At 32.6% G+C, this 23,342-nt stretch carries 20 protein-coding genes; 18 read left to right on the top strand and 2 right to left on the bottom strand.

Annotated elements, in window-relative coordinates:
* From ACS3UD_RS10045 to ACS3UD_RS10015, 7 genes are all read left to right on the top strand, one after another.
* Positions 1-1,065 (top strand): protein-glutamate methylesterase/protein-glutamine glutaminase, encoded by a 1,065-nt coding sequence (locus ACS3UD_RS10045; RefSeq protein ID WP_308139739.1) that lies wholly within the window; start codon positions 1-3, stop codon positions 1,063-1,065.
* A gap of 68 nt (positions 1,066-1,133) precedes the next feature.
* A complete protein-coding gene (gene fliD / locus ACS3UD_RS10040) occupies positions 1,134-3,395 on the top strand; it encodes a flagellar filament capping protein FliD (RefSeq protein ID WP_308139740.1) in 2,262 nt (753 codons plus the stop codon).
* 16 nt (positions 3,396-3,411) lie between these two features.
* Positions 3,412-3,789, top strand: coding sequence for a flagellar export chaperone FliS (fliS, locus tag ACS3UD_RS10035; RefSeq protein ID WP_308139741.1), 378 nt, complete (start codon positions 3,412-3,414; stop codon positions 3,787-3,789).
* Positions 3,790-3,798: 9 nt separating this feature from the next.
* A complete protein-coding gene (locus tag ACS3UD_RS10030) occupies positions 3,799-4,164 on the top strand; it encodes a hypothetical protein (RefSeq protein WP_308139742.1) in 366 nt (121 codons plus the stop codon).
* An 83-nt stretch (positions 4,165-4,247) separates the two neighbouring features.
* Positions 4,248-6,293 (top strand): methyl-accepting chemotaxis protein, encoded by a 2,046-nt coding sequence (locus tag ACS3UD_RS10025; RefSeq protein WP_308139743.1) that lies wholly within the window; start codon positions 4,248-4,250, stop codon positions 6,291-6,293.
* Between the two features lie 113 nt (positions 6,294-6,406).
* Complete coding sequence (locus ACS3UD_RS10020; protein ID WP_308139744.1) at positions 6,407-8,482, top strand: methyl-accepting chemotaxis protein; 2,076 nt, start codon at positions 6,407-6,409, stop codon at positions 8,480-8,482.
* 207 nt (positions 8,483-8,689) lie between these two features.
* The gene (locus ACS3UD_RS10015) at positions 8,690-9,094 is read left to right on the top strand and encodes a bacteriohemerythrin (RefSeq protein ID WP_308139745.1); all 405 of its coding nucleotides are present in this window, start codon (positions 8,690-8,692) and stop codon (positions 9,092-9,094) included.
* Positions 9,095-9,707: 613 nt separating this feature from the next.
* Here the strand turns inward: ACS3UD_RS10015 and ACS3UD_RS10010 are convergent.
* Complete coding sequence (locus ACS3UD_RS10010; RefSeq protein WP_308139746.1) at positions 9,708-10,622, bottom strand: EamA family transporter; 915 nt, start codon at positions 10,620-10,622, stop codon at positions 9,708-9,710.
* A gap of 14 nt (positions 10,623-10,636) precedes the next feature.
* The gene (locus ACS3UD_RS10005) at positions 10,637-11,413 is read right to left on the bottom strand and encodes an IclR family transcriptional regulator (protein WP_308139747.1); all 777 of its coding nucleotides are present in this window, start codon (positions 11,411-11,413) and stop codon (positions 10,637-10,639) included.
* Between the two features lie 523 nt (positions 11,414-11,936).
* Here ACS3UD_RS10005 and ACS3UD_RS10000 point away from each other — a divergent pair.
* From ACS3UD_RS10000 to neuC, 11 genes are all read left to right on the top strand, one after another.
* Positions 11,937-12,548: a hypothetical protein gene (locus tag ACS3UD_RS10000; RefSeq protein WP_308139748.1), complete on the top strand. Its 612-nt coding sequence runs from the start codon at positions 11,937-11,939 to the stop codon at positions 12,546-12,548.
* Position 12,549: 1 nt separating this feature from the next.
* Positions 12,550-14,418, top strand: coding sequence for a motility associated factor glycosyltransferase family protein (locus ACS3UD_RS09995; protein WP_308139749.1), 1,869 nt, complete (start codon positions 12,550-12,552; stop codon positions 14,416-14,418).
* A gap of 32 nt (positions 14,419-14,450) precedes the next feature.
* Positions 14,451-15,431 (top strand): NAD-dependent 4,6-dehydratase LegB, encoded by a 981-nt coding sequence (locus ACS3UD_RS09990; protein WP_308139750.1) that lies wholly within the window; start codon positions 14,451-14,453, stop codon positions 15,429-15,431.
* An 8-nt stretch (positions 15,432-15,439) separates the two neighbouring features.
* The gene (locus ACS3UD_RS09985) at positions 15,440-16,609 is read left to right on the top strand and encodes a LegC family aminotransferase (RefSeq protein WP_308139751.1); all 1,170 of its coding nucleotides are present in this window, start codon (positions 15,440-15,442) and stop codon (positions 16,607-16,609) included.
* 24 nt (positions 16,610-16,633) lie between these two features.
* The gene (locus ACS3UD_RS09980) at positions 16,634-17,680 is read left to right on the top strand and encodes a sugar phosphate nucleotidyltransferase (RefSeq protein WP_308139752.1); all 1,047 of its coding nucleotides are present in this window, start codon (positions 16,634-16,636) and stop codon (positions 17,678-17,680) included.
* Positions 17,673-18,317 (top strand): acetyltransferase, encoded by a 645-nt coding sequence (locus ACS3UD_RS09975; protein ID WP_308139753.1) that lies wholly within the window; start codon positions 17,673-17,675, stop codon positions 18,315-18,317. The genes ACS3UD_RS09980 and ACS3UD_RS09975 overlap by 8 nt, the downstream gene beginning before the upstream one ends.
* Complete coding sequence (gene neuB, locus ACS3UD_RS09970) at positions 18,314-19,309, top strand: N-acetylneuraminate synthase (protein ID WP_308139754.1); 996 nt, start codon at positions 18,314-18,316, stop codon at positions 19,307-19,309. Before ACS3UD_RS09975 ends, neuB begins: the two co-directional genes overlap by 4 nt.
* Positions 19,306-19,890 carry a D-glycero-alpha-D-manno-heptose-1,7-bisphosphate 7-phosphatase gene (locus tag ACS3UD_RS09965; RefSeq protein ID WP_308139755.1) on the top strand — a complete coding sequence of 195 codons (585 nt, stop codon included), beginning with the start codon at positions 19,306-19,308 and terminating at the stop codon, positions 19,888-19,890. Before neuB ends, ACS3UD_RS09965 begins: the two co-directional genes overlap by 4 nt.
* A gap of 15 nt (positions 19,891-19,905) precedes the next feature.
* The gene (locus ACS3UD_RS09960; RefSeq protein WP_308139756.1) at positions 19,906-21,147 is read left to right on the top strand and encodes a polysaccharide pyruvyl transferase family protein; all 1,242 of its coding nucleotides are present in this window, start codon (positions 19,906-19,908) and stop codon (positions 21,145-21,147) included.
* Positions 21,148-21,246: 99 nt separating this feature from the next.
* Positions 21,247-22,176 (top strand): ATP-grasp domain-containing protein, encoded by a 930-nt coding sequence (locus tag ACS3UD_RS09955; RefSeq protein ID WP_308139757.1) that lies wholly within the window; start codon positions 21,247-21,249, stop codon positions 22,174-22,176.
* 2 nt (positions 22,177-22,178) lie between these two features.
* A complete protein-coding gene (neuC, locus tag ACS3UD_RS09950) occupies positions 22,179-23,330 on the top strand; it encodes a UDP-N-acetylglucosamine 2-epimerase (RefSeq protein ID WP_308139758.1) in 1,152 nt (383 codons plus the stop codon).
* The last annotated feature ends 12 nt before the right edge of the window (positions 23,331-23,342 follow it).

The following is a 23,342-nucleotide window of genomic DNA, read 5'->3' as shown; positions in this document are numbered from 1 at the left end:
ATGATAAAAAATAAAATAAAAGTACTTATTACAGATGATTCGCTCTTGTTCAGGAATGTATTGAAGAATGAGTTGAGCAAGGACAACTATATAGAAGTCGTAGGAACTGCCATAGACCCAATTGATGCCATGGAAAAAATTAAAATACTTAATCCGGATATTCTTGCGCTGGATGTAGAAATGCCAAAAATGGACGGATTAACTTTCATAAAAAAGCTTATGGCTGAACACCCAATGAAAGTTGTGCTTGTAAGCTCAATGAATATAAGCGTATTTGATGCTTTGCATTCAGGTGCGGTTGATTTTGTTAAGAAACCTGATATGTCATCAGGCAATGATCTCGAGATGTTTTTCAGAGAACTTAAAACAAAGATTAAAATTGCTTCAATAGCAAAACTTGTTACATATGCAGGGCAGAAAAAAGAATATATACCCAAGGAAAGTATAAAAACTGATAATACAAAACAAGTAATGCATAAGCTTTCAAAAATTACAAAAATAAAAGTTATTGCGATAGGAGCATCTACAGGAGGAACAGAAGCAACACTAAAAATTCTTAAAGCTTTGCCTGCAGAAGTTCCTGGAATACTTGTAACCCAACACATGCCTCCCGGATTCACAAAAATGTATGCGGACAGGTTAAATAAAATTTGCAATGTTAACGTGCGAGAAGCGCAGGATGGAGACCGAGTCGAAAATGGACTTGCGCTGATTGCTCCGGGAGACAGGCAGATGAGGATTGCCAAAGACCAAAAGGGTTACTATGTAACATGTAAACCTGGAGATAAGGTCAGCGGTCATTGCCCGTCAGTCAATGTATTGTTTGATTCAGTTGCGAAAGCTGCAGGAAAAAATGCAATCGGAATTATACTTACAGGCATGGGCAAAGACGGAGCACAGGGACTTTTGAATATGAAAAAGGCCGGGGCATATACAATAGGGCAGGATGAAAAATCTTCTGTTGTTTATGGAATGCCTATGGCTGCGTTCAACATAGGTGCAGTAGAAGTGCAATCATCAATAGATAATATTGCGGATATATTGCTCAAATATCTGAACAGATAATAATTACAAGGCATTAATTGCATTGAACTATGAATGAGGCTGTGCAATTACTCAGAAAGGAGAATCATATGTCATCAATTTCATCAAGTATTTACGGCTCGTCCGTAAGCAAGGGAGTCGGAGGTCTGCTGTCGGGACTTGATACTGACGAATTAGTAGAGCAAATGACAGCAACCACAAGAAATAAAATAAACAGACAGTATCAGGCAAAACAAAAATTATTATACAAACAGGAAGCATATCGTGAAATTAGTTCAAAGCTTCTATCATTTAGCAACAAATATCTTTCGTATTCGACGGGTTCAAAAACGAACATTTTAAGTTCGAGCTTCTTTGAATCCTACACCTATAAGTCATCATCAGATTACGTAAATGTAACAGGAAATACAGATAACATTAAAAATTTTTCTATAAACAGTATAACAAGCGTTGCATCAGCTGCCAGTTTATATTCTAATAAGAAGGTAACGAGTGAAATATTCAGCAGCAGCGATATTAAGGATAAAGTTTCTACTCTTGCAGGTGAGACGTTTACTGTTAACTATGAGGGTAAAGACTACAAAGTTACTATTGATAAAGAATTCAGCGGAGAAACACTCGCAGACGTTGTAAACCAGCTAAATGTTCAGCTCGGGGAGTTGAAGGATTCCGAAGATAATCCGCTTAACATTAGTTTTGGATTAAACGGAGATAAATTTGAACTTTCAGATGGTTATATCTCTGCCGGAAGCACGAGGTTTTTGGAAACTTTAAATTTAGGTACGGGAGAAGAAAACGGCAAAATTTCTTCAGAGGCAGTTTTGGAAGCCGACCTTGTAAGAGAAAAATCAGAAGTTTTAAGTGATACATCATCATATATAACTTTTGAATACAACGGAATTGCAAAAACAATAAATCTTGCAGAAAAAGTTGAAGTTCCAAAAGAAGGCGGAGGTACGGAAGAAATAACGCTGGATGATGAAAATGCATTAACAAGATACTTACAAAATGAGCTTGATAAAGCTTATGGAAAAGACAGATTAAGTGTTGAGCTAAATGGCAGCGCTCTTTCGTTTTCTGCCATAGGAGATACAAAGGATACTGATGTTTTCGGTATAAAGTCTATAAGCAAGGACTTGAGCAGACTAACCGGCCTTAAAAGCGGAGCAGGAAATAGAGTAAATTTGTATGCAACTTTGGAAGAATCAGGGATCGAAGGCTTAAACACTCCTGTTGGTGAAGATGGCAAATATTCAATTACAATAAATGGTACAACATTGGAATTTGAAAAAACAGCTGCATTGAATGATGTCATAAAGGCTATAAACAACAATTCGGATATGAAAGTAAATATTACTTATTTAAATACTACAGATACATTTTCGGTGATTGCCGACGAAACGGGTTCCCATATAGGTATTGACATACAGGATGATGGAGAAGGAAGCCTGGCATATGCTTTATTTGGCAGTGACAGAAATGTTACAGAAGGAAATGATACAAAGATGTCATATACGTTAAATGGTGTAGATGTTGAAGTCACTCGAAGTACAGCAAATTTTACTGTTGATGGTATAAATGTTGAATTAAGCAGTAAAGCCCAAGGAGCTGCAACATCTGAACAGCCAATTACATTTGACGTAACCAATAATACCGATGAAATTGTAGAAAAAGTAAAGGGGTTCATTGATGAATACAATGAAATAATTGAGCTTATAGGTACACAGACCAGTGAAAAACCAGACAGAGACTATCAGCCTCTGACACCTGAACAGCAAGATGATATGAGTGAAGATGAAATTAATAATTGGACTGAAGAAGCAAAAAAAGGCATACTCTTTGGCGACTCTAAGATAAATTCATTGTTGAGAAATATGCGAGAGGCAATGTCGGGTTTTACGGATGTAAGCAGTTTGTCTATGTCAAGCATAGGAATTAAAGCTGCAAGCATGGATACTAGCGGTAAGTTGATTCTAGATGAAAAGAAATTTAAAGAGCAATTATTTGAAAATTCTGATGAAATTGTAAATTTATTTACTGCGTCAGCAAGCGGTGCAGATTCTGATGCAAAATCAGGAATAGCATTGCAGCTTCAGTCAATATTGAGATCGAACGTCGGAGTTTCAGGAACTAAAGGTATACTGATAGACGAAGCAGGTATGGCAGGAGGATATACAGAAGACAAAAACTACATTTCTGAAAGAATTGAGGATTACGAAGATAAGATGGATGAGCTCAAAGTAGACCTTAAAAATGAGAGAGAGAGATATTGGAATAAGTTTACGGCTCTTGAGCAAGCACTAAATAATCTGAATGCACAAAGCAGCTGGCTAACAGATATGATGGGATAAATCGGAGGAATAAAAAATGTTAAATCCATTTGAGCAATACAAAAAAACTTCAGTGAATACTATGACAAAAGGAGAGCTTCTTATATTGCTGTTTGATGAAGCAATAAAAAAACTTAATCAGAGTAAAATCTTGCTAGATAATAGCGATTATAATAATGCCAGTATAATGCTTGAGAAAACCAGAAAAATTTTTAGCCATCTTATTGTTACTTTAGATGATAACTATGCTATTTCAAAGGAATTGGAGGATATGTACAGGTTTTTTATAACCCAGACAATCAAAGCATCAGCTATGAAATCATCAGAATATATAGATGACATACTTCCAATGATTAAAGAATTTAGAGATACGTGGGCAGAAGCAGATAAAATAACAAGAACTTCAAAAAACTAAGGATGGAATATGGATAAATTATTGGAAGAAAAAAAAGAGGCCGCCATAGAATTGAGAAACTTTACCAAAGAAATAATAGCAGTTTCTTTGAAAACGGAGTATGAGAAAGCTAACTCTATGATTGATGAAAGAAAGAAGCATATAGAAAAAATCAATTCTATAAACACAGCGATAGAAGAGTATTACAAGGATTATGACTATGCTGATTCGGAAAGTGCTATAAAAGCGAAGAAGGAAATAAGAGCAATTTTTGCAGAAATAGCGGAAATGGATAAAACAATACGAAAAAAAATAAATGTTGAATTAAAGGATATCAAAAATATATTAATACAACCTGAGCAGCATTCAAAAAAGACGTTAAATATTAGAGCATAAAAGAACAGGGATAACCTGTTCTTTGACCTTATTCTTATAGAAGTGAGATTAGTTCATCAATTGTTACGTTAAAAGGAGGAAGTATGAAAAATAACGTTAGAGGGAAAAACGATTTCAAAGCACATAAGAGTATAACTACAAAGTTTATATTAACACTTTTTATTGTATGTTTCATAATGCTGGTTGCAACCGGAGGCATAATAGGGTCGACTATAAATTCAAGGTTAATTGAAAATGAAAAAATAATATTGAATGAAACATCAAGCAGCGTAAGTAACAAAGCAGAAGTGTTTTTTGAGAGATACATTGCGATAGTTGAGCAAATAGCTCAGGATAAGAATTTGCAGCAGTTTCTTGTGGATGCAAAGGGAAGAAGTACACTGACACAGACAGAGGGATTTATGACAGCTGCAAAGACAATGGAGGATACGCAGAAAATGGATCCGGAGGTTATACTTTCTGCATATATAGCAGAAGATGACTATTACCTAGTGTCACCTACTGTACAATCAAAAGTAGGTTATGATGTATCTTCAAAGGAGTATTATAAAGCGGTTACAGAAAATAGAATATGCATAACAGATCCGTATGTAGATGCAATAACCGGCGGCATAGTCATAACTATTTCCGGGCCTATTACGGTTAACGGTAAGATTGAAGGATTGGCTGCTGTAGATATAGCAATAGAAAAACTTACAAAAATGGTTGGGGAATATGCTTTGGGAGATACAGGGTACTTTTCTTTAATTACAAAGAACAATATTGTTGCAGCACACAAGAATGAAGAAAGTCTATTAAAATCAATAGATGAAATAGGTTTGAGCGACAGCATTATAGCATCGATTAACAGTGATTCACAGGAAGTTTCAGAATATGTTTATAAAAATGAGAAACTTTTTGGTAACAGCGTATCTATAGGGAGTACAGGCTGGAAGATACTGTCATCGATGCCTGAGAAAGAATTTATGGCTGATACAAGGCAGCTGCTTACTACAATCATTACTGTTTTCCTGATAGTACTTATTATTCTGCTTATAACTCTGGCTATACTGATAAACAAAATGACAAAGCCTATAAAGAAATTAACTGAAACTACAAATAAGCTTGCAAAAGGAGACCTGAATGTAAGTCTTGAAATAAAAAGCGATGATGAAATAGGTGAACTGGCAAAATCTGTTGACAGTTTAACATTGAGATTAAAATCTTACATACTTTATATTAATGAGAGCGTAAAAGTTCTTAATGAAGTTGCTGACGGCAATCTGGCAATGGAATTGGAGAATGATTACGAGGGAGAATTTGCAAAACTAAAAGCAGCGTTAATACATGTATCAAATACACTAATAGATACAATTGGAAAAATAAAAAATTCATCCAGCTCAATAAATATGAACGCAGAGCAGGTATCAACAGGAGCTCAGACATTGGCTCAGGGAACGACAGAGCAGGCCAGCGCCATAGAGGAATTATCAGCTGAAGTAAATGAAATATATCAGACAATAGTAGGAAATGCTGAATATGCTGAAAATGCGGGAGACAAAGCCACAGAGGCATCAAGAGAAGTAGAAATAGGCAACGGTCATATGAGAGATATGCTTTCTGCCATGGATGAAATAAGCAATTCCTCAAGCGAAATAGGAAAAATTATAAAAGTAATAGATGATATAGCTTTCCAAACTAATATACTTGCATTAAATGCAGCTGTTGAAGCAGCAAGAGCGGGCTCTGCGGGCAAGGGATTTGCCGTAGTTGCGGATGAAGTAAGAAATCTCGCACAAAAATCTGCTGAAGCGGCAAAACAGACAACCACATTAATAGAAAATTCTATACAGGCAATAAATAAAGGAACCGTACTGGCAGACGAAGCAGAAAAATCGCTGGCAAGTATAGTGAGTAAGACAAATGAAACAAATGAATTGATCAATGAAATTGTTAAAGCATCTTCACAACAAACTGTTTCCGTTAATCAAATAAGAAGCGGAATAGAACAAATTTCTTCTGTAGTGCAGGAAAATGCAGCAACGGCGGAAGCAAGCGCTGCTAATAGTGAAGAGCTTTCTGGACAATCACAGATACTGAACGATTTGATAAGCCGTTTTAAAACAAATGCTCCGGCAGAAAATAATTAGCATGAAAACCGGAAATATAAAAATTTCCGGTTTCTTTATACATTTTACTGCGGTGGTATACTGTATTAGTAGAATTGATTTGAATTAATCTGATATGGAGGTTTTGTATAGGAATGGCAATTACAAAAGGGATGAAAAGCAAAAACAAAATAAATAGAAGTAGAGGCAATAAAGAGTCAAGGGTTAGGAAAGGAAGCATTAAAACAAGAATATTTTTGAGATCGATATCTCTCGTTACGGTGGTTGTTATAGTATTGGGAGGATTTTCCGTCTACCAAAACTATAGTTCAACATTTGAGACTCTGAAACAGACAATGGTGAATCTTGCACAGGTATCCTCAGATGTTATTGCAAATAAGCTGGATGTTTATAAAACAGTTGCGTCAGAGTTTGGATTAAATCCTGTGCTGTCGGATTTGTCGTCACAAAAAAAGGATAAGCTGAAAATCATTTCTCAAATGGTTGAAAGATATGAGCTCGTAGATGCCTTTACAGTTAATGCAATGGGAAGAGGAGAATCACCGGTAACAGGAGAATTATATGTTGTAAATGATACAGAATATTTTGCTTCAGCAATGGATGGGACTGTATACATTACAGAGCCTGAATTAAATAAAAAATTAGATAAGGTAACACTTACAGTTGCAGCACCGTTATGGAAAAACGGATCTTACGGTTCATCTGTTAACGGAGTTGCTGTTATAGTTCTGGATGGAAAAGTTTTGTCAGATGTTTCCGGTGCGGTAAAAATAGGGAAAAACGGTTACGGGTTTATTTTAAATAATGAAGGCTTGACAATAGGACACCCGGAATATGAGAAAGTATTAAATGGAGAAAATGCAATAAATTTATTTGAGACTGATGCAAACTTTAAGTCAATTGCTGAGGCAGAGAAGAAGCTTATGAATGGAGAAATTGATTACGGGGAATATTCTTTTGACAGTAAAAAGAGCCTTATTGCATATTCTCCGATATCAGGAAGCAATAGCTGGGGTTTTTTTGTAAGTGCTCCGGAATCAGAATATTTGAAATCAACTAACACGGGAATTGTATTAATATTAATCGTATCGGCATTATCTTTAGTTGCAGCATACTTTGGCGGCATGAAAACAGCAAAAAAAATTGCAGATCCTGTTATTCAATGTGCCGACAGAATTAAGAAACTTTCCGAAGGAAATTTACATAGTGAAATAAATTTGTCAGACAGAAACGATGAAGTGGGAATTTTAATAGAATCTTTGAGAAATACAATTAATGGAATAAATATTATCATAAACGATATTTCATGCCAACTTGGAGCTATTTCCGAAGGGGATCTATCAAATGAAATAAATATGGAATACATCGGCGACTTTAATTCAATAGCCGTTTCAATGAAAAAAATTAATCTTTATCTTAATTCTATTGTAAGTCAGGTTAATGAAAGTTCAGAACAGGTTGCAATTGGTTCAGAGCAGGTTGCATCAGGAGCTCAGTCATTATCTCAGGGTGCCTCGGAGCAGTCTGCATCCATAGAAGAGTTGTCAGCAACACTTAGCGAGATATCCAAAAAAATAAAAAGCAATGCATCCAATGCAGAAAAGGCGTCAGAAGCATCTCATGAATCATCAAAGCAGGTTGAGGCGGGTAGCAGCTATGTAAAAGATATGAATAAGGCAATGAGCAATATCAGTCAGTCATCGCAGGAAATTGCGAAGATAATTAAAGTTATAGACGATATAGCTTTCCAGACAAATATACTTGCTCTAAATGCGGCTGTAGAAGCTGCAAGGGCAGGAGAAGCAGGAAAGGGGTTTGCGGTTGTTGCCGATGAAGTTCGAAATCTTGCGTCAAAGAGTGCTCGGGCGGCAAAAACTACCTCTGAGCTTATTGCAAACTCATTGAAAGCAGTTGAAGATGGATCAAAGGTATCAAAGCAGACAGAAATGTCATTGGATATGGCAGTAGAAAAATCTGAAGCAGCTTTATATATGATAGAAGAAATTTCAAGGGCTTCTGTTGATCAGGCGTCAGCTATATCTCAGGTGTTGGAAGGTGTTGAACAGATTTCTTCAATAATACAGACAAATTCGGCGACAGCTGAGGAAAGTGCTGCTGCCAGTCAGGAGTTAAGCGAACAGTCACAGAAGTTGAAAAAGCTGGTTGAGTCAATAAAGCTAAGAGAAAGGCTCAAGGAGTCTAATTTTTAATGTCAGCTAAGGATTATTTCTATAAATATCAAGTGAATTTTTAAAATATTTTCCCGATATAGTATTTGTAAGGATTTAAGGAAGTAAACTGTGAAAAGAGGTAAAAAATATATTTTTATAGTTAAATAATTCCTCATCACAGAAAAAACTATTAAAAATAATTTAAAATATATAAGAGCACAGCTCTCATAAAATCAGGAGGAAGTTATGGCATTGCTATGGACTAAAAACTTAGAGGTTGGAGTTGACTTAATTGACAACCAGCACAAAAAATGGTTTGAAAAGGCAGATAAGCTTTTTGAGGCAGGAAAAAGCGGTAAATCGAAGGAATATATAATTCAGATGTTCGATTTTCTTGACGAGTATACAAAGACTCATTTCAAAGACGAGGAAAAGTATATGACAAGTATTAATTACCCAGAATTAAGTGCTCAGAAACAAATGCATGAAGGGTTTATAAAAAAATTAGCAGAACTCAGAAATCAGTATGAGACAGCAGGGGCAAATTTGACAGTGGTAATAAGCTCGAACCAGTTTATATTAGAATGGCTTACAAAGCACATTTCATCAGCGGATAAAAAAATCGGTGAATATGCAAGATCAAAAAAATAAAAATATTGCGGAGTTAATTTCTAGAGAATTACTTTGTTGTTGAAACTTGGGGACGAGCCTTTAGGTTTTTGAAAGGTGCGTCCCCAGAGTTTTTTTATAAAAATGTGAGTGAAATTATATTATAATGTGAATATATATTTGAGAAGCTTCTTGATAGGAGAACATAATGAACGATAATAAAGGAAAGCGGCCAGAGCTTTAGGTGATTTTAAAGGTGAGGCTGATGCAGAAAAAGAAGAAAATATTTACAAACTAGCACCGAATTATGTATTGCCCTGGAAATATTCCAATATTTTTGTCGAAAAATATAATTACGATATATATGTTGATAACATAGGCTTTGCGGAGAACAAACTGTGCATAAGATTTGCGCTTACGGATTTGGAAAAAAGCTCTTTAAGTGAAATATAACGAATTCTATATCCTCATCAATAAATTTGATGTTCAAAAAACCCATAGACATAACGCAAATCGAAAAGGTAGCAATAGGAAGATTTGAAATAAATCTCGCAGTGGATGGCTCTGTTAAAAACTGATGTTATAACAGCTAAAAAAAGATGAATCTTTAAGAATATAAAAGATTCATCTTTTTTATATATCAAATTTATAAAAATCAGTTATTTATAAAGTAAATTGACACTAATGCAATTATTAGTCCTAATATGTCTTTTTTGTAGATTTTTTCTTTAAAAAAGAACAAGCCAATTATAAGGATTATTATAATTGATATAAGACTGGAGAGCATATAGGCTATGGATGTGTCAATGTATGAAAGTGCCAATACTAAAAAAGTAGTATTAAATAGGTTAGGTATTCCAAGTGTAAGACCTATAATTACGTCTTTTGCACATATGTATGATTTATGCCTCAAAAGTAATATAAGGCTCGTGATAAAAGATGATAAAAAAATAAACAGTGTGAGAATATCACGGCAATCGACAGAACCATATTTTTGATATACTTTAGCTGTAAATTGAGCCAAACCTCCCAATATTATTAAAAGAATTAAATTTTTGTTTAACTTGAAATGCCTAATATTTTCGAAGTCAAGATTAAATATTAATATTGATATGATGCATAAAATAATACCGGCAGACTGCATCAAAGAAGGATATTCTTTCCAAAAAAGCATTGAGATTATCATCGGAATTACTACACTAATTTTCATAAATGTGCTTGCAATGCCCATTCCGCTGATAGATATATTTTTTTGATATTGAAAAAAAGAAAAACAGAAAATAGGGCCAAACAATGTTCCGGTTATTATTGCCCATCCGGCGGAAGCTTCAATTGATAATATGCCGGTGCTGCGAAATATAATGTTATATTCGTTCATAAAATTATGCAAACTGCTTAGTGAAATAAGATTGAACATATTTTTATAAACAACTATTATAAGACTTACAATTAATGCTGATATGTAGTTAAAAGTTATAATAACATGAAGATTAATTTTTTGATTTTCAAACATTCTAAATATAACAGCAACAAGTATGCCGCATAGAATTGAAAGTGCAAGATATATCATTTTATTTACCTGTCCTAATTATATGATGGAGGGTTAAAAGAATTTAAACTATAACCCATTTTTTTCGATAGATTTCCAATCTCTTCTATAGCCTTATGTTTAAATGAATTAATAATTTTTTCATTAAACCTAAAATCCGGCCCCGCTATGCTTATACTGCCTAACACATGCCCATCATGACCAAGTATTGGTACAGCAAAGGCGGTTACACCGTCATCAATTTCACTTGTTGTAAGTGCATATCCATTTTTCCTAATTTGCTTAAAATCATTTTTAAGCTTTGGGAGATAATATTGTTCTTTAAATTCTCTTTGCTGAAAGTTGACGCATTTTTCCAGTTCAGCATCTGTAAGGAAGGCAGCTATACTTTTACCTGTAGCTCCTTTCATCATAGGCAAATTTACACCTATTTCAGAAGTGATTTTTAAAGCATTGGTACTCTCTATTTTATCTAGGCAGATTACTCTGCAGTTATCATATTTGACTAATATAATAGTTTCGCCTGACAGCTGTGCCAACGACTCCATTATACTATATGATCCTTTGATTAAGAAATCATCATTTTGGCGAATGTTTGCTAATCTAACAATTTCATTTCCTATTATATATTTTCCGTCAATAGTGGTATCTACAAATCCTGCATTTTTCAAATTAACTAACAATCTGTATACTGTACTTTTGTTTAGTGACATTATTTCTGAAATCTCAAGCAAGCTAATTTCTTTTCTATTACTGTTAAAACATTTCAATATGGATAAAGCTCTTTCAACAGCTCTTACATTGTATTCCATTTAAAAGCCTCCGGTTTTATAAGATGAAATATAAGTTTTATAATATATAATATATAGCAAATAACCTTAATTGTCAAATTTATTATAATATTTGGATAGTAGCTAAAATACTGTAAAATTTTAACCGCTTTATAGTAATTATACAAATTTATAAAATTAAAACTTGGTTTTAGTATATGAAACTGACACCAAGAGTTATCAGATTCCAAAATTTCCTAAAAATTAATAAACATTGTTGAAAATGCATGTATTATGCAATATAATGGAGATAATAAAAACCTAGTTTCATCAAATAAATATCGAAAAATTTAAATTGATTTGCTTTCGGTTGTAAGACTGCCAAGTATTTTTACATTGCTTTATTTATAAAATTTAGTAGGCCAAATGCAAAAATTAACAATTTATTTTAAAGGTTTAATCTAAATAATGACATTTTACAGCCGATAAATATACAAGATTAAAAAATATATTAATATAGTTAATGTGATAAAAATAATTAAAAATAAGGATGGTTTTATTTAATATGCATGTATATATTAAAGACGAAATTTTAAAATATAGCAATGACACTGAAAATGTTGAAAAAATATTTAACAATATCAATGTAACTCTGGAAAAGATGGGATTACAGTTTTCGCATCTTATAGTAGATGATGAAGTAATATATGATAATTACTATAACTACATTACCGAAAATATTAGGGGCGTAAAAAAGATTGAAGTTATTGCTGTAACCATTGTGGAAATGATTAATGAATCTATCATATTAGCTGAACAATATGCAAAAAATGCAATCCCAATAATTAATAGATTAGCCGAGGGTTTCTATCAAAAGCCAAATCAAAATATATGGTCACAACTTACAGACTTATTTGAAGGAATCCAGTGGATTATTCAATCCATTTCACAGATAAATCTAATTGAAGCTTCAAAGGATGTTGTAAGTGACTATGGAGTATGGAATGAATATGTTCAAGAGGTGTCTAAATTGAATGATATTATTCCTGAATTAGAGAATGCAATTCTTAATAAAGATAACATATTAATTGGGGACATGCTCTTGTACGAAATAATTCCCGTATTTGAAACTATGACAGAAAAATTAGGTGTATTAAAATCTGAGGCGGTAAATTAAGATGCTAGAAGATAATATTATTTATTTAAAAAAGAACTATCCCAACTTGTACGAAGAAATAGAAAAAACAGAAGCAAAAAATTTTCAAAGCAATATTTCCATAGAGCATACAAAAAATAATCAAGAAACCATAAAAATAAAAAAAGACGAAAGAGACTTTTATCTTCACAGCAAGTATAATCCATTACGAGAAGCTGAGGCTATAATAAGTAAACTTGAAGAAAAAGAAAGCATAGATGATAATTCGCATGTTGTTTTTTATGGATTAGGTCTCGGTTATCACATAGATATATTTACAAAGAGACATCCAAATACGTCCTTTTCACTATATGAACCATCAGTTGAAGTGTTTCATAAATTTTTAGAAAAGATAAACTTTAGAAAATTATCCTCTGATAAACTAGAAATTATACAATGCGAGTTTGAACCTAAGTCAGAAGATGTTTTTTTGAGGGCGTTGATCAATAAAACGAACAAGAAATTTATCATAATGGATTTACCGATTTATGAAAATGTATTTGAAGAACAATATAATAAGTTTTTTAGCAAATTTAAAGAATTAATTAAGAGTAAAAGAGAAAACATGCATATAAACTATGCTTACCAAAAAAGATGGATAGTAAACAGCATGAAAAATTTAAAAGAGGTATTATCAACTCCAAACATAGTATCAGAAAAGACTGGCGCTTTTAAAAATAAAACAGCCATTTTGGCAGCGGCAGGGCCATCTCTTAATGAAGAAATTGAAAATTTAAGATATATCAAAGATAATGGATTAGCCTATATATTTAGCGTAGGATCAGCTATCAATACACTTATTTATAATGGCATATATCCCCACGCGGCATGTACAATTGATCCCAGTGTTAAAAACCAAATGGTTCATGAAATAATAAAGGAAAAAGGAATAAATGAAATCCCTATGATTTTTGGTTCATCTGTAGGGTATGAAACCTTGGAAAATTATCCAGGAAATAAATATCATATGATAACAAGTCAAGATGCCGTATCATTGTACTATTTAAAAAACAATGACGGAAGTGCAGTAAATATAGTTCATGATGCTCCCACGGTTGCTGCAATAACACTGCAGCTGTTATTTATATTGGGGTTTGATAAAATAATACTAGTTGGGCAAAACTTGGGCTATCGTGATAAAAGGCGGTATTCCGCAGGTATATCATATATCAATGATGAAATAAGTGATAAGGAATTAGAAAGTGCTGTATGGGCAAAGGATGTCTATGGCAATGATATATTGACTACAGATGTATTTAACTTGATGCGTAGGCAAATTGAAAGCTATATTAAACAATATCCTAGTACAAGTGTGATAAATTCCACCAAAGGCGGAGCAAAAATCGAAGGTGCAGAATTTATTGAATTGGAAGAAATAATCAAAAGATATTTAAATGAAAAAATAGTGGAGAAAAACTGGTTAGAGGTTAAAAATATTGAATATGATAAAGAATATCTGAAAAATCAGTCAGCAAATATGGATAAATCCCATAGAAGTGCTTTAAAGATTAATAAAGAGTATAGAGAGATATTAAACAAAATTGAAAAAACTATTAATATCAGGAGATATACTCAAGTACAAAACTTATACGTAAAGCTGGATAAAGAGTTGAAAAGGATAGAAAACAATAGTTTTTACAAGACCTTTATACTTCCTATGAACAGAGTTCAATACAAGATATTGGCAGATAGCATAGAGAGTTTAAACGAAGAAAAAGACCCATATGAACAAGGTAAGAAAGTTATAAAGAGCTTCGGCAATTTTATAGATATTTGTACTAATGATATAAAAATGATAGAACCAATTTATGATGAGATGAAAGACAGCATTAATGAATTTATATTGAAATAAAAAATATTGAAATCAACATATAGGAGTGGACGATGAAAAAGGTTCTTGTAACGGGTGCAGATGGTTTTATAGGCAGTCATTTAGCAGAAAAATTAGTTCAAGAGGGTTATAAAGTAAAAGCATTTGTATATTATAACTCATTTAATTCATGGGGCTGGTTAGATTCTTTTTCAAAAGATGTACTGTCGGAGATAGAAATATTTACCGGAGATATCAGAGATCCTAACGGAGTTAGAGAATCTATGAAAGGAATAGACGAAGTATACCATTTAGCAGCGTTAATTGCTATTCCATTCAGCTATCATTCTCCTGATACGTATGTTGACACTAATATCAAGGGAACACTGAATATACTGCAGGCAGCAAGAGATTTAGAAACTTCAAGGATTCTTATTACATCAACTTCAGAGGTATATGGAACAGCCCAATATGTGCCCATAGATGAAAAACATCCGTTTCAAGGACAGTCTCCATATTCAGCTACAAAAATTGGTGCGGACAGGTTATCAGAATCATTCTATAGGAGTTTTAATACACCCATAACAATAGTAAGACCTTTTAATACTTACGGACCGAGACAATCAGCCAGGGCTGTAATACCTACAATAATTACTCAATTATTATCGGGGAATAGAGAAATACAGTTAGGGTCATTAACCCCAACCAGAGATTTTAACTTTGTTAGAGATACTGCCAATGGCTTTATTGAAATAGCTAAATCAGTTAAGACAATTGGTGAAGAGATAAATATTGCAACTCAACAAGAAATATCTATCGGTCAGCTTGCTGAAGAGCTGATACGTCAAATTAATCCTAGCGCTAAAATTGTATGCGATGAGCAAAGGTTGAGGCCAGAAAAGAGCGAAGTTAACAGACTGCTTGGTTCCAATGAAAAGATAAAGAGGTTAACCGGTTGGAAACCTAAATATACTTTTGAACAAGGATTAGCTGAAACAATTGAATTCTTCAGAAACAATTTAGATAAATATAAGACAGATATTTACAATTTATAGGAGAAAATATGGAAAGAAAATTTATTCCGCTGTCTGTTCCTAACTTAAAGGGTAAAGAATTGGAATATGTAATTCATGCTGTTGAAACAGAGTGGGTTTCTACAGGCGGGCCATATGTTAATGAATTTGAAGAAAAAATAGCGCAATATGTTAATGTAAAGGGTGCCGTATCTTGTCAAAACGGAACATCCGGATTGCACATAGCGCTTCAGGTATGCGAAGTAACAAGGGAAGATGAGGTAATAGTACCTGCATTGACATTTATTGCTGCAGTTAATCCGGTTAAATATATTGGAGCAGAACCAGTATTTATTGATTGCGATGATTCACTTACCATGGATGCGGACAGGCTCATGGAATTTTGTAATAACGAGTGTAAGTTTATTGATGGAAAACTTATTAATAATAAAACACTGAAACACATAAAAGCGGTTATTGTTGTTCATGTTTTTGGAAATATGGCTGACATGGAAAAGATAATGAATGTGGCAGATAAATTTAATTTAAAAGTAATTGAGGATGCTACAGAGGCAATAGGAACCTACTATACCAAAGGGAAATATAAGAATCTATTTGCCGGGACAATAGGAACGGTTGGTGTATATTCTTTTAACGGCAATAAAATCATTACAACCGGCGGTGGTGGGATGATCGTATCTAACAATGAAGAACTGTTAAAGAAATCGAAGCACCTTACCACTCAAGCTAAGAGCGACGAGTTGTACTATACACATGACGAAATAGGATATAACTATCGTATGACTAATTTGCAGGCGGCACTTGGACTAGCGCAAATAGAGCAGCTTGAAAAATTTATTGAAATAAAAAAAGATAACTATTACTTGTATAAAGAAAAAATAAACGAGATACCCGGGCTATCGATTTTGGACTTTAAAGATAATATCAGAAGTAATTATTGGTTTTATTCATTAAAATGCGAAAATAGCTATTTGATGAGCAGAGATGAAATAATTAATTATTTAGCTGATAAAAAAATTCAGACAAGACCAATATGGGGATTAATTAATGAACAAGAGCCATATATTAAAAGCCAATCATACAAAATAGAAAAAGCAAAATACTATATAGAACGCATAGTAAATATTCCGTGCAGCTCAAATTTAGCAAAAGAAGATTTGCTATATGTGGTTAAATGCTTGAAAAATCCAAGATTATAATCTTACTTACAGGGAGAGAGCATTATGGATATAAAAGATTTTTTGATAGATGAAGAAATTACTATGCTTAAAGCTATGGAATTACTTGATAAAGTTGCTAAAAAGGTTTTATTTGTTTCCAAGGAAGGAAAATTAATTGCGGCTGTTACCGATGGAGATGTAAGAAGGTGGATTTTAAAAAAAGGAAACCTTGATGCAAAAGTTAAATACATTGCTAATTATAATCCAAAGTTTGTATATGAAAAAGACAAAGATAAAGCCAAAAGCCTTTTAAAAAAGCACTCCGTTGAAGCTTTACCTATAGTTGATAGTGATATGCATATAATTTCTGTCATATTTTGGAATGACGAAGAAATTATCAACAGAAAAAAATTGAATATTCCCGTTGTTATTATGGCGGGAGGTCTTGGTACGAGGCTTTATCCATACACAAAAATTCTCCCGAAGCCATTGATACCCATTGGTGAGATACCAATTGCAGAGCACATAATAAACAGATTTTATAAATCCGGATGCAATAACTTTTTTTTAATTATTAATCATAAGAAAAATATGATTAAAGCATATTTTAATGAAATAGAAAAGGATTATAATATTAATTATATCGATGAAGAAAAGCCTCTTGGAACCGGTGGAGGACTGAGTCTGCTAAAAGGAAAGATTGATTCAACATTCATATTATCTAACTGTGATATTTTAATAGAAGAGGATTACGAAAAAATTTATAGATTTCATAAAAAAGAAAAAAATTTAATAACAATGGTTTGTTCTTTAAAAACTATTAAAATACCTTATGGTGTAATTGATATAAGCATAAATGGCGAAATTGAAAATATGAGAGAAAAACCTGAAATATCCTTTTTTACAAATACAGGCATGTATATAGCAGAACCTAAAGTTATTGAAGAATTGGAGAATAATACAGAGATTGGATTCCCTGATATAATAGAAAAATATAGACAGCTCGGTGAAAAGATTGGGGTTTATCCTATAAGTGAAAATTCCTGGATGGACATGGGACAGTTTGATGAGATGGATGAAATGATAAAAAGGTTGAATTATAATGAATAAGAAAATACTTTTAATAGGTGGAGGAGGACATTGCAAATCTGTCCTTGATAGCCTTATACAAGCAGAACAATATTCAGAAATCGGTATAATTGATAAAAATGAAAACATAGGTAAGCATGTTCTAGGCATTTCTATTGTAGGCTGCGATGATGACTTAATAAAATTGTATAGAAGCGGATATAACAATGCATTTGTAACGTTGGGCAGCATCGGAGATGCAAAACATCGCATTAAATTATTTAGTATGCTTGAGGAGATAGGTTTTGAAATCCCTAATATTGTGGATTCAACTTCTATAATTAGCAAGGACGTAAATATGAGCGGCGGTATTTATGTTGGGAAAAACGCTGTTGTTAACGCAGGGGTATCCATTGGTAAAGGTGTCATTATTAATACTTCCTCTATAATAGAACATGATTGTAAAGTGGAAAGTTTTTCTCATATTGCTACTGGTTCAGTTTTGTGTGGAGAGGTGCATGTTGAGGAGAATGTACATATAGGGGCAAACAGTGTTGTCAAGCAACAGGTTAAGATAGGTGCAAATACAATTATTGGTATGGGGAGTGTTGTCTTGCATGATATTGCCTGCTCTATGATTGCATATGGTAATCCGTGCAAGGAGGTTAAATCAAGATGAGTGCTTATATAATAGCAGAAGCAGGTGTTAATCATAATGGGAAACTGTCAATAGCTAAATTACTAGTTGATAAAGCAAAGCAAGCCGGTGCTGATTGTATTAAATTTCAAACTTTTGTTTCAGAAAACATTGTTACTAAGAATGCAACTAAAGCGGATTATCAAAAACAGCTGACAAATTCTAATGAAAACCAGTTAGATATGCTGCGTAAGCTTGAACTGTCATTTGATGACTTCATAGAATTGTATAATTATTGTAAACAAAAACAAATTGAATTTCTTTCTACGGCATTTGATTTGGACAGCATAGATTTTTTGAATAGCTTAGGTATAGCGAGATGGAAAATTCCGTCTGGAGATATTACAAATCTTCCTTATTTAATTAAAATAGCAAAGCTGCATAAACCAATCATTTTATCTACAGGAATGAGCACGATGGATGATATCAGATTGGCTCTAAAAGTTTTAAAGGATAATGGGAATAGCGATATAACTGTGCTTCATTGCACTTCAGAATATCCGGCACCCTATGAAGATATAAATTTAAAAGCAATGCTTACAATAAAAAATGAATTTAATATACCCGTAGGATATTCTGATCATACCATGGGGATTGAAATACCTATTGCTGCAGTAGCTATGGGTGCTGAAGTTATCGAGAAACATTTTACTCTCGACAGAGATATGATTGGACCTGATCATAAAGCCAGCTTACAGCCTGATGAATTAAAAGCGATGATAACTGCCATTCGAAATGTAGAATCAGCAATTGGTACAGGAGAAAAAAAACCAGCTAAATCAGAAATGAAAAATATAAATATTGCAAGGAAAAGTATAATTGCAAAAACTGCCATAAAAAAAGGTGATTTATTTACAGAAGAAAATATAACAGTAAAAAGACCTGGGAATGGTATAAGTCCTATGAGGTGGTTTAATGTTCTTGGGCGTAATGCTAAAAGAAATTTTGAGGAAGATGAGTTGATAGAAATATGAAGAAAAATAAGTGCATTTTTCTTGATAGAGATGGCACGATTAATGTATATAAAGGATTGATATCTAACAAGGACGAAATAGAATTAGAAAAAAAAGCGTCCGAAGCAATCAAACTTATAAACAATAGTGAATATTTATGTATTGTAGTATCGAATCAACCTATTGTTGCAAGAAACTTATGTTCGTTGGAACAAGCGTGGGATATAAACAGTGAATTAGAAAAGCTTTTATATGAGGCAAACAGGGCGTATTTGGATGATATATTTATTTGTCCGCATCATCCGCATAAAGGATATCCGGAAGAAAATAAAGAATATAAAATTGACTGCGATTGCAGAAAACCCAAGATTGGCATGATTAAGGAAGCAGCAAAAAAATATAATATTAATTTATCTGAATCTTATATTGTTGGGGATACAACAATTGATATAATGACAGGAAAAAATGCAGGATTGAAAACTATAATGGTTAAGACAGGCTTAGGCGGGGACGACGAAATATATGATGTTAATGCTGATTTTATTGCAGAGGATTTGTTGATTGCAGTAAACTATATATTAAATATAAAACATTATTCATAACGGAGGGATATTACTTTGAATATTGGATTATTAGGTGCAATAGGAGTAGAAGACATAGGGGATGTAGTTATGCTACAATCAACTATTGAGTTATTAAGAAAAAATAATAATATTAATAAAAATAATTTAAAGCTTACAATGTTTGCCTTAAACAAAGATATTGCTAGAGAACAAATGGACGATAATGAGCTTGAAACAGATATAGTTGATGCTATTACTATAGATGATTTGCCAAATGAAATAATTGAAAACATTAATTTTTGTAAGCTTGTAAAAGAAAATATACTGGAGCATATTGGGAAAAAAGAATATTTAAACAAAATTTTAGATTGTGATGCTTTATTTTTTATCGGAGGAGGATATTTTAATAAATACTGGGGGGATAAACTAATACCTAGCTTTATTATTCCGATAGCGATAGGCTATAAGCTGAATAAACCAATATATATATCTGGGGTTAATATCGGCCCGTTTGATAGTGAACATATTGACAAATTTTACGGAGTATTTGAGAAGGTGAATACAATTATTATAAGAGATAGAAATACTTCGTTAGATACATTAAAAAAGCTAGGAGGAACAAGAGGAGATATAATCTTTGGCGGGGATGATATTTTATCAAGATGGTATAAAGATATAGATAATATTAGATGTGATGAAATATGTGCTGAAGGAAAAAAGTATGCTGTAGTACAACTGCATCATTGGGTGGAAATGTATTCTGATAATTATATAAAATTTTATAAAGCTCTAGCAAAATTTTTGGAAAATCTATTAGATAATAAATCAATAGAAAGAGTATTTTTTTTACCGTTTAGCCTTTTTAAAGGTGTTGATTATGAATGTGGAAGAAGACTGGGAACGTTTATAGAAAATAGAAAAGAGTACATAGTTTTTGAACCTACCAAGGATTATATATTTATGAGACAGTTAATTAGCGGTGCGGAGTTTCTTATAGGGTCAAGATATCACCCAGTCGTATTTGGAATAGGAGAACAGGTTCCTACAATAGGCATATATGTGAATGATTTATATAAACAGAAGATATCAGGAGCATTTCAGGCAGTTGAAATTGACCATAATTCAAATATGATATATGTTAATGACTTGACATTTGAGAAATTGGTTAAGTGGTATGAGGATACAAAGGCAAAAAATTATATGAACAGTGATAAAATAAAAGAAATAATGGACAAACACAACTTAAACAGAAGATTAAGTATAGAGGACTTTATTTACAACTTGGATGTAAAATGATATATATGCTAAATGATAATTAAAGTCATAAAAACAAGCGTTAAAGAAAGGAAAAACTATGATAAATTTCCAAAAAACTTCGTTCTATGAGGTGCTGCAATGAATGTTTTAGTTGAAGGCATAGGAAGCATGGTATTTAATACACAGCTTAAATACTACAAAGAAATGGACTGGAATATAATAGGCATAGACATTGATAATAAATCTAGCGGCATGTACTTGGTTTCAAAATCTTATATTGTACCAAAGTATTCAGATGTTAATTGTTTTGAAGAAATTGAAAAAATAATAGATAATGAAAATATAGATTTAGTATTTCCGTCAATAAATGAAGGATTATTAGAGTGGAGCAAGAGAAAAAAATATTTTTTTGATAAATATAAAACAAAAATAGTAATTTCTGACGAGCCATCTATAAACATTTGTGCTGATAAGTGGAATACATACAACTTTTTTTATGAGAACAATATACGAACTCCTAAAACTTCACTGCTGTTAGAATACGACTTAATAAAACCAAGGATTGGAAGAGGCAGTGCAGGAATTTATTACAAGGATAAAATAAAAGATAATTTTAATATGGAAGGTAACATATCTCAAGAATTAGTTACAGGCCAAGAATACACTATTGATATCCTTTGCGATTTTAACTCAAACCCAGTATATATTATTCCTCGCAAGAGAATAGGAGTGGAATCAGGGGTATCAGTAAAAGGTGTGACTGTATATGATGAAGAAATCATTGAATATTGTAAGATAATAGTAGAAAGACTTAAACCAATAGGTATTATAAACATTCAATGTTTTAAAGATGGCGATAATATATATTTTATAGAGATTAATCCTAGAATAGCGGGCGGAAGTTCTCTTTCTTTTGCAGCGACAGAAAATTGGTTTAAAGCTTTAGAATGTTTTATATTAGGAAAGACTTATACACCTAAAAAAGTTGTGTATGGCAGATATATGTTCAGAACGTTTGAAGATGTAATAATTGATGAAGATAATTTAATCAAAGATAGGGAGCGATAATTTTGAAGAAGGTATTAGCAGTTAGTGGGATAAGATCTGAATATTTTATATTACAACCTATATTAGACGAAATTATTAATAGGGATGATTTACAATTGAAGCTTGTAGTTACAGGAACTCATTTATCTCCTATATATGGGAATACATATAAATATATTAACGATTCATATGATGCAATTAAATTAGAAACATTGCTTTCTACAGATTCTCTGTCAGGAAGAAGTAAATCCTTAGGTATACAGATAATGGGACTAACAGATATAGTGATAAGAGAGAAACCAGATTGGCTGCTTGTTTTAGGAGATAGAGAAGAAAGCATTAGTACTGCCACTGTTGGAACATATATGAATATTCCAATCGCTCATGTTTGTGGAGGAGATAAGGTTGTTGGAAACATTGATGATTCTGTAAGGCATGCAGTTACAAAATTAGCTCATTTACATTTTCCTACTACAGTTGAAAATGGAGAAAGAATTCTAAAGATGGGGGAAGAAGCATGGAGAATTCATGTAACAGGTAATCCTGCTTTAGATTCGATTAGAAAACAGCCAGACTTATCTTATAATTATATAAATAAAGAATTAAATACTAATCTTTCTTCTGAAAAACCATTTATTTTGTTAATTAAACATCCTCTAAGTTCGGAAATAGAAGAAGCTGGCGAACAGATGAAAATTACACTAGAAGCAGTTTCGGAACTAGGAGTTGATACTGTTATAACATATCCTAATTCAGATGCAGGAAGTTACGATATGATTAAAGTTATTGATGAATTTACCAAACAGTTCAATTTTATAAAAGCTTATAAAACTTTGCCAAGAGATATTTTTGTAAACCTGCAAAGAAAAGCTTCATTACTATTAGGTAATTCTAGCTCAGGTATATTAGAAGCGCCATTTTTGAAACTTCCGGTTATCAATGTAGGAAATAGACAAAAACAAAGACAACATTCCGAGAACATTATTTTTGTTCCTCATATTAAAGAGTTAATAAAAGAATCAATTCAAAAGGCAATAAGTGATGAAGATTTTAAATCGGTGTGTAAAAATTGCAGTAATCCGTATGGAGATGGATATTCGGGAGAAAGAATAGCTAAAATAATAGCTGAGACTGAAATAAATAAAAAGCTAATTAACAAACAGATAGTTTATTGATTAATAAATTAA

The sequence above is a fragment of the Sedimentibacter sp. LTW-03 genome, assembly GCF_052059825.1.
GTDB lineage: Bacteria > Bacillota > Clostridia > Tissierellales > Sedimentibacteraceae > Sedimentibacter.
This window is presented reverse-complemented; position numbering and strand designations above follow the sequence as displayed.

Bases quoted from the DNA above. Each gene is read 5' to 3' on its own strand.
- fliS (WP_308139741.1), top strand. From the start codon at position 3,412: ATGTTAAATCCATTTGAGCAATACAAAAAAACTTCAGTGAATACTATG.
- ACS3UD_RS10000 (WP_308139748.1), top strand. From the start codon at position 11,937: ATGCATGTATATATTAAAGACGAAATTTTAAAATATAGCAATGACACT.
- ACS3UD_RS10005 (WP_308139747.1), bottom strand. From the start codon at position 11,413: ATGGAATACAATGTAAGAGCTGTTGAAAGAGCTTTATCCATATTGAAA.
- fliD (WP_308139740.1), top strand. From the start codon at position 1,134: ATGTCATCAATTTCATCAAGTATTTACGGCTCGTCCGTAAGCAAGGGA.
- ACS3UD_RS10015 (WP_308139745.1), top strand. From the start codon at position 8,690: ATGGCATTGCTATGGACTAAAAACTTAGAGGTTGGAGTTGACTTAATT.
- ACS3UD_RS09995 (WP_308139749.1), top strand. From the start codon at position 12,550: ATGCTAGAAGATAATATTATTTATTTAAAAAAGAACTATCCCAACTTG.
- ACS3UD_RS10020 (WP_308139744.1), top strand. From the start codon at position 6,407: ATGGCAATTACAAAAGGGATGAAAAGCAAAAACAAAATAAATAGAAGT.
- ACS3UD_RS09965 (WP_308139755.1), top strand. From the start codon at position 19,306: ATGAAGAAAAATAAGTGCATTTTTCTTGATAGAGATGGCACGATTAAT.
- ACS3UD_RS10045 (WP_308139739.1), top strand. From the start codon at position 1: ATGATAAAAAATAAAATAAAAGTACTTATTACAGATGATTCGCTCTTG.
- ACS3UD_RS09975 (WP_308139753.1), top strand. From the start codon at position 17,673: ATGAATAAGAAAATACTTTTAATAGGTGGAGGAGGACATTGCAAATCT.
- ACS3UD_RS09980 (WP_308139752.1), top strand. From the start codon at position 16,634: ATGGATATAAAAGATTTTTTGATAGATGAAGAAATTACTATGCTTAAA.
- ACS3UD_RS10025 (WP_308139743.1), top strand. From the start codon at position 4,248: ATGAAAAATAACGTTAGAGGGAAAAACGATTTCAAAGCACATAAGAGT.
- ACS3UD_RS09955 (WP_308139757.1), top strand. From the start codon at position 21,247: ATGAATGTTTTAGTTGAAGGCATAGGAAGCATGGTATTTAATACACAG.
- ACS3UD_RS09985 (WP_308139751.1), top strand. From the start codon at position 15,440: ATGGAAAGAAAATTTATTCCGCTGTCTGTTCCTAACTTAAAGGGTAAA.
- ACS3UD_RS10010 (WP_308139746.1), bottom strand. From the start codon at position 10,622: ATGATATATCTTGCACTTTCAATTCTATGCGGCATACTTGTTGCTGTT.
- neuB (WP_308139754.1), top strand. From the start codon at position 18,314: ATGAGTGCTTATATAATAGCAGAAGCAGGTGTTAATCATAATGGGAAA.
- ACS3UD_RS10030 (WP_308139742.1), top strand. From the start codon at position 3,799: ATGGATAAATTATTGGAAGAAAAAAAAGAGGCCGCCATAGAATTGAGA.
- ACS3UD_RS09990 (WP_308139750.1), top strand. From the start codon at position 14,451: ATGAAAAAGGTTCTTGTAACGGGTGCAGATGGTTTTATAGGCAGTCAT.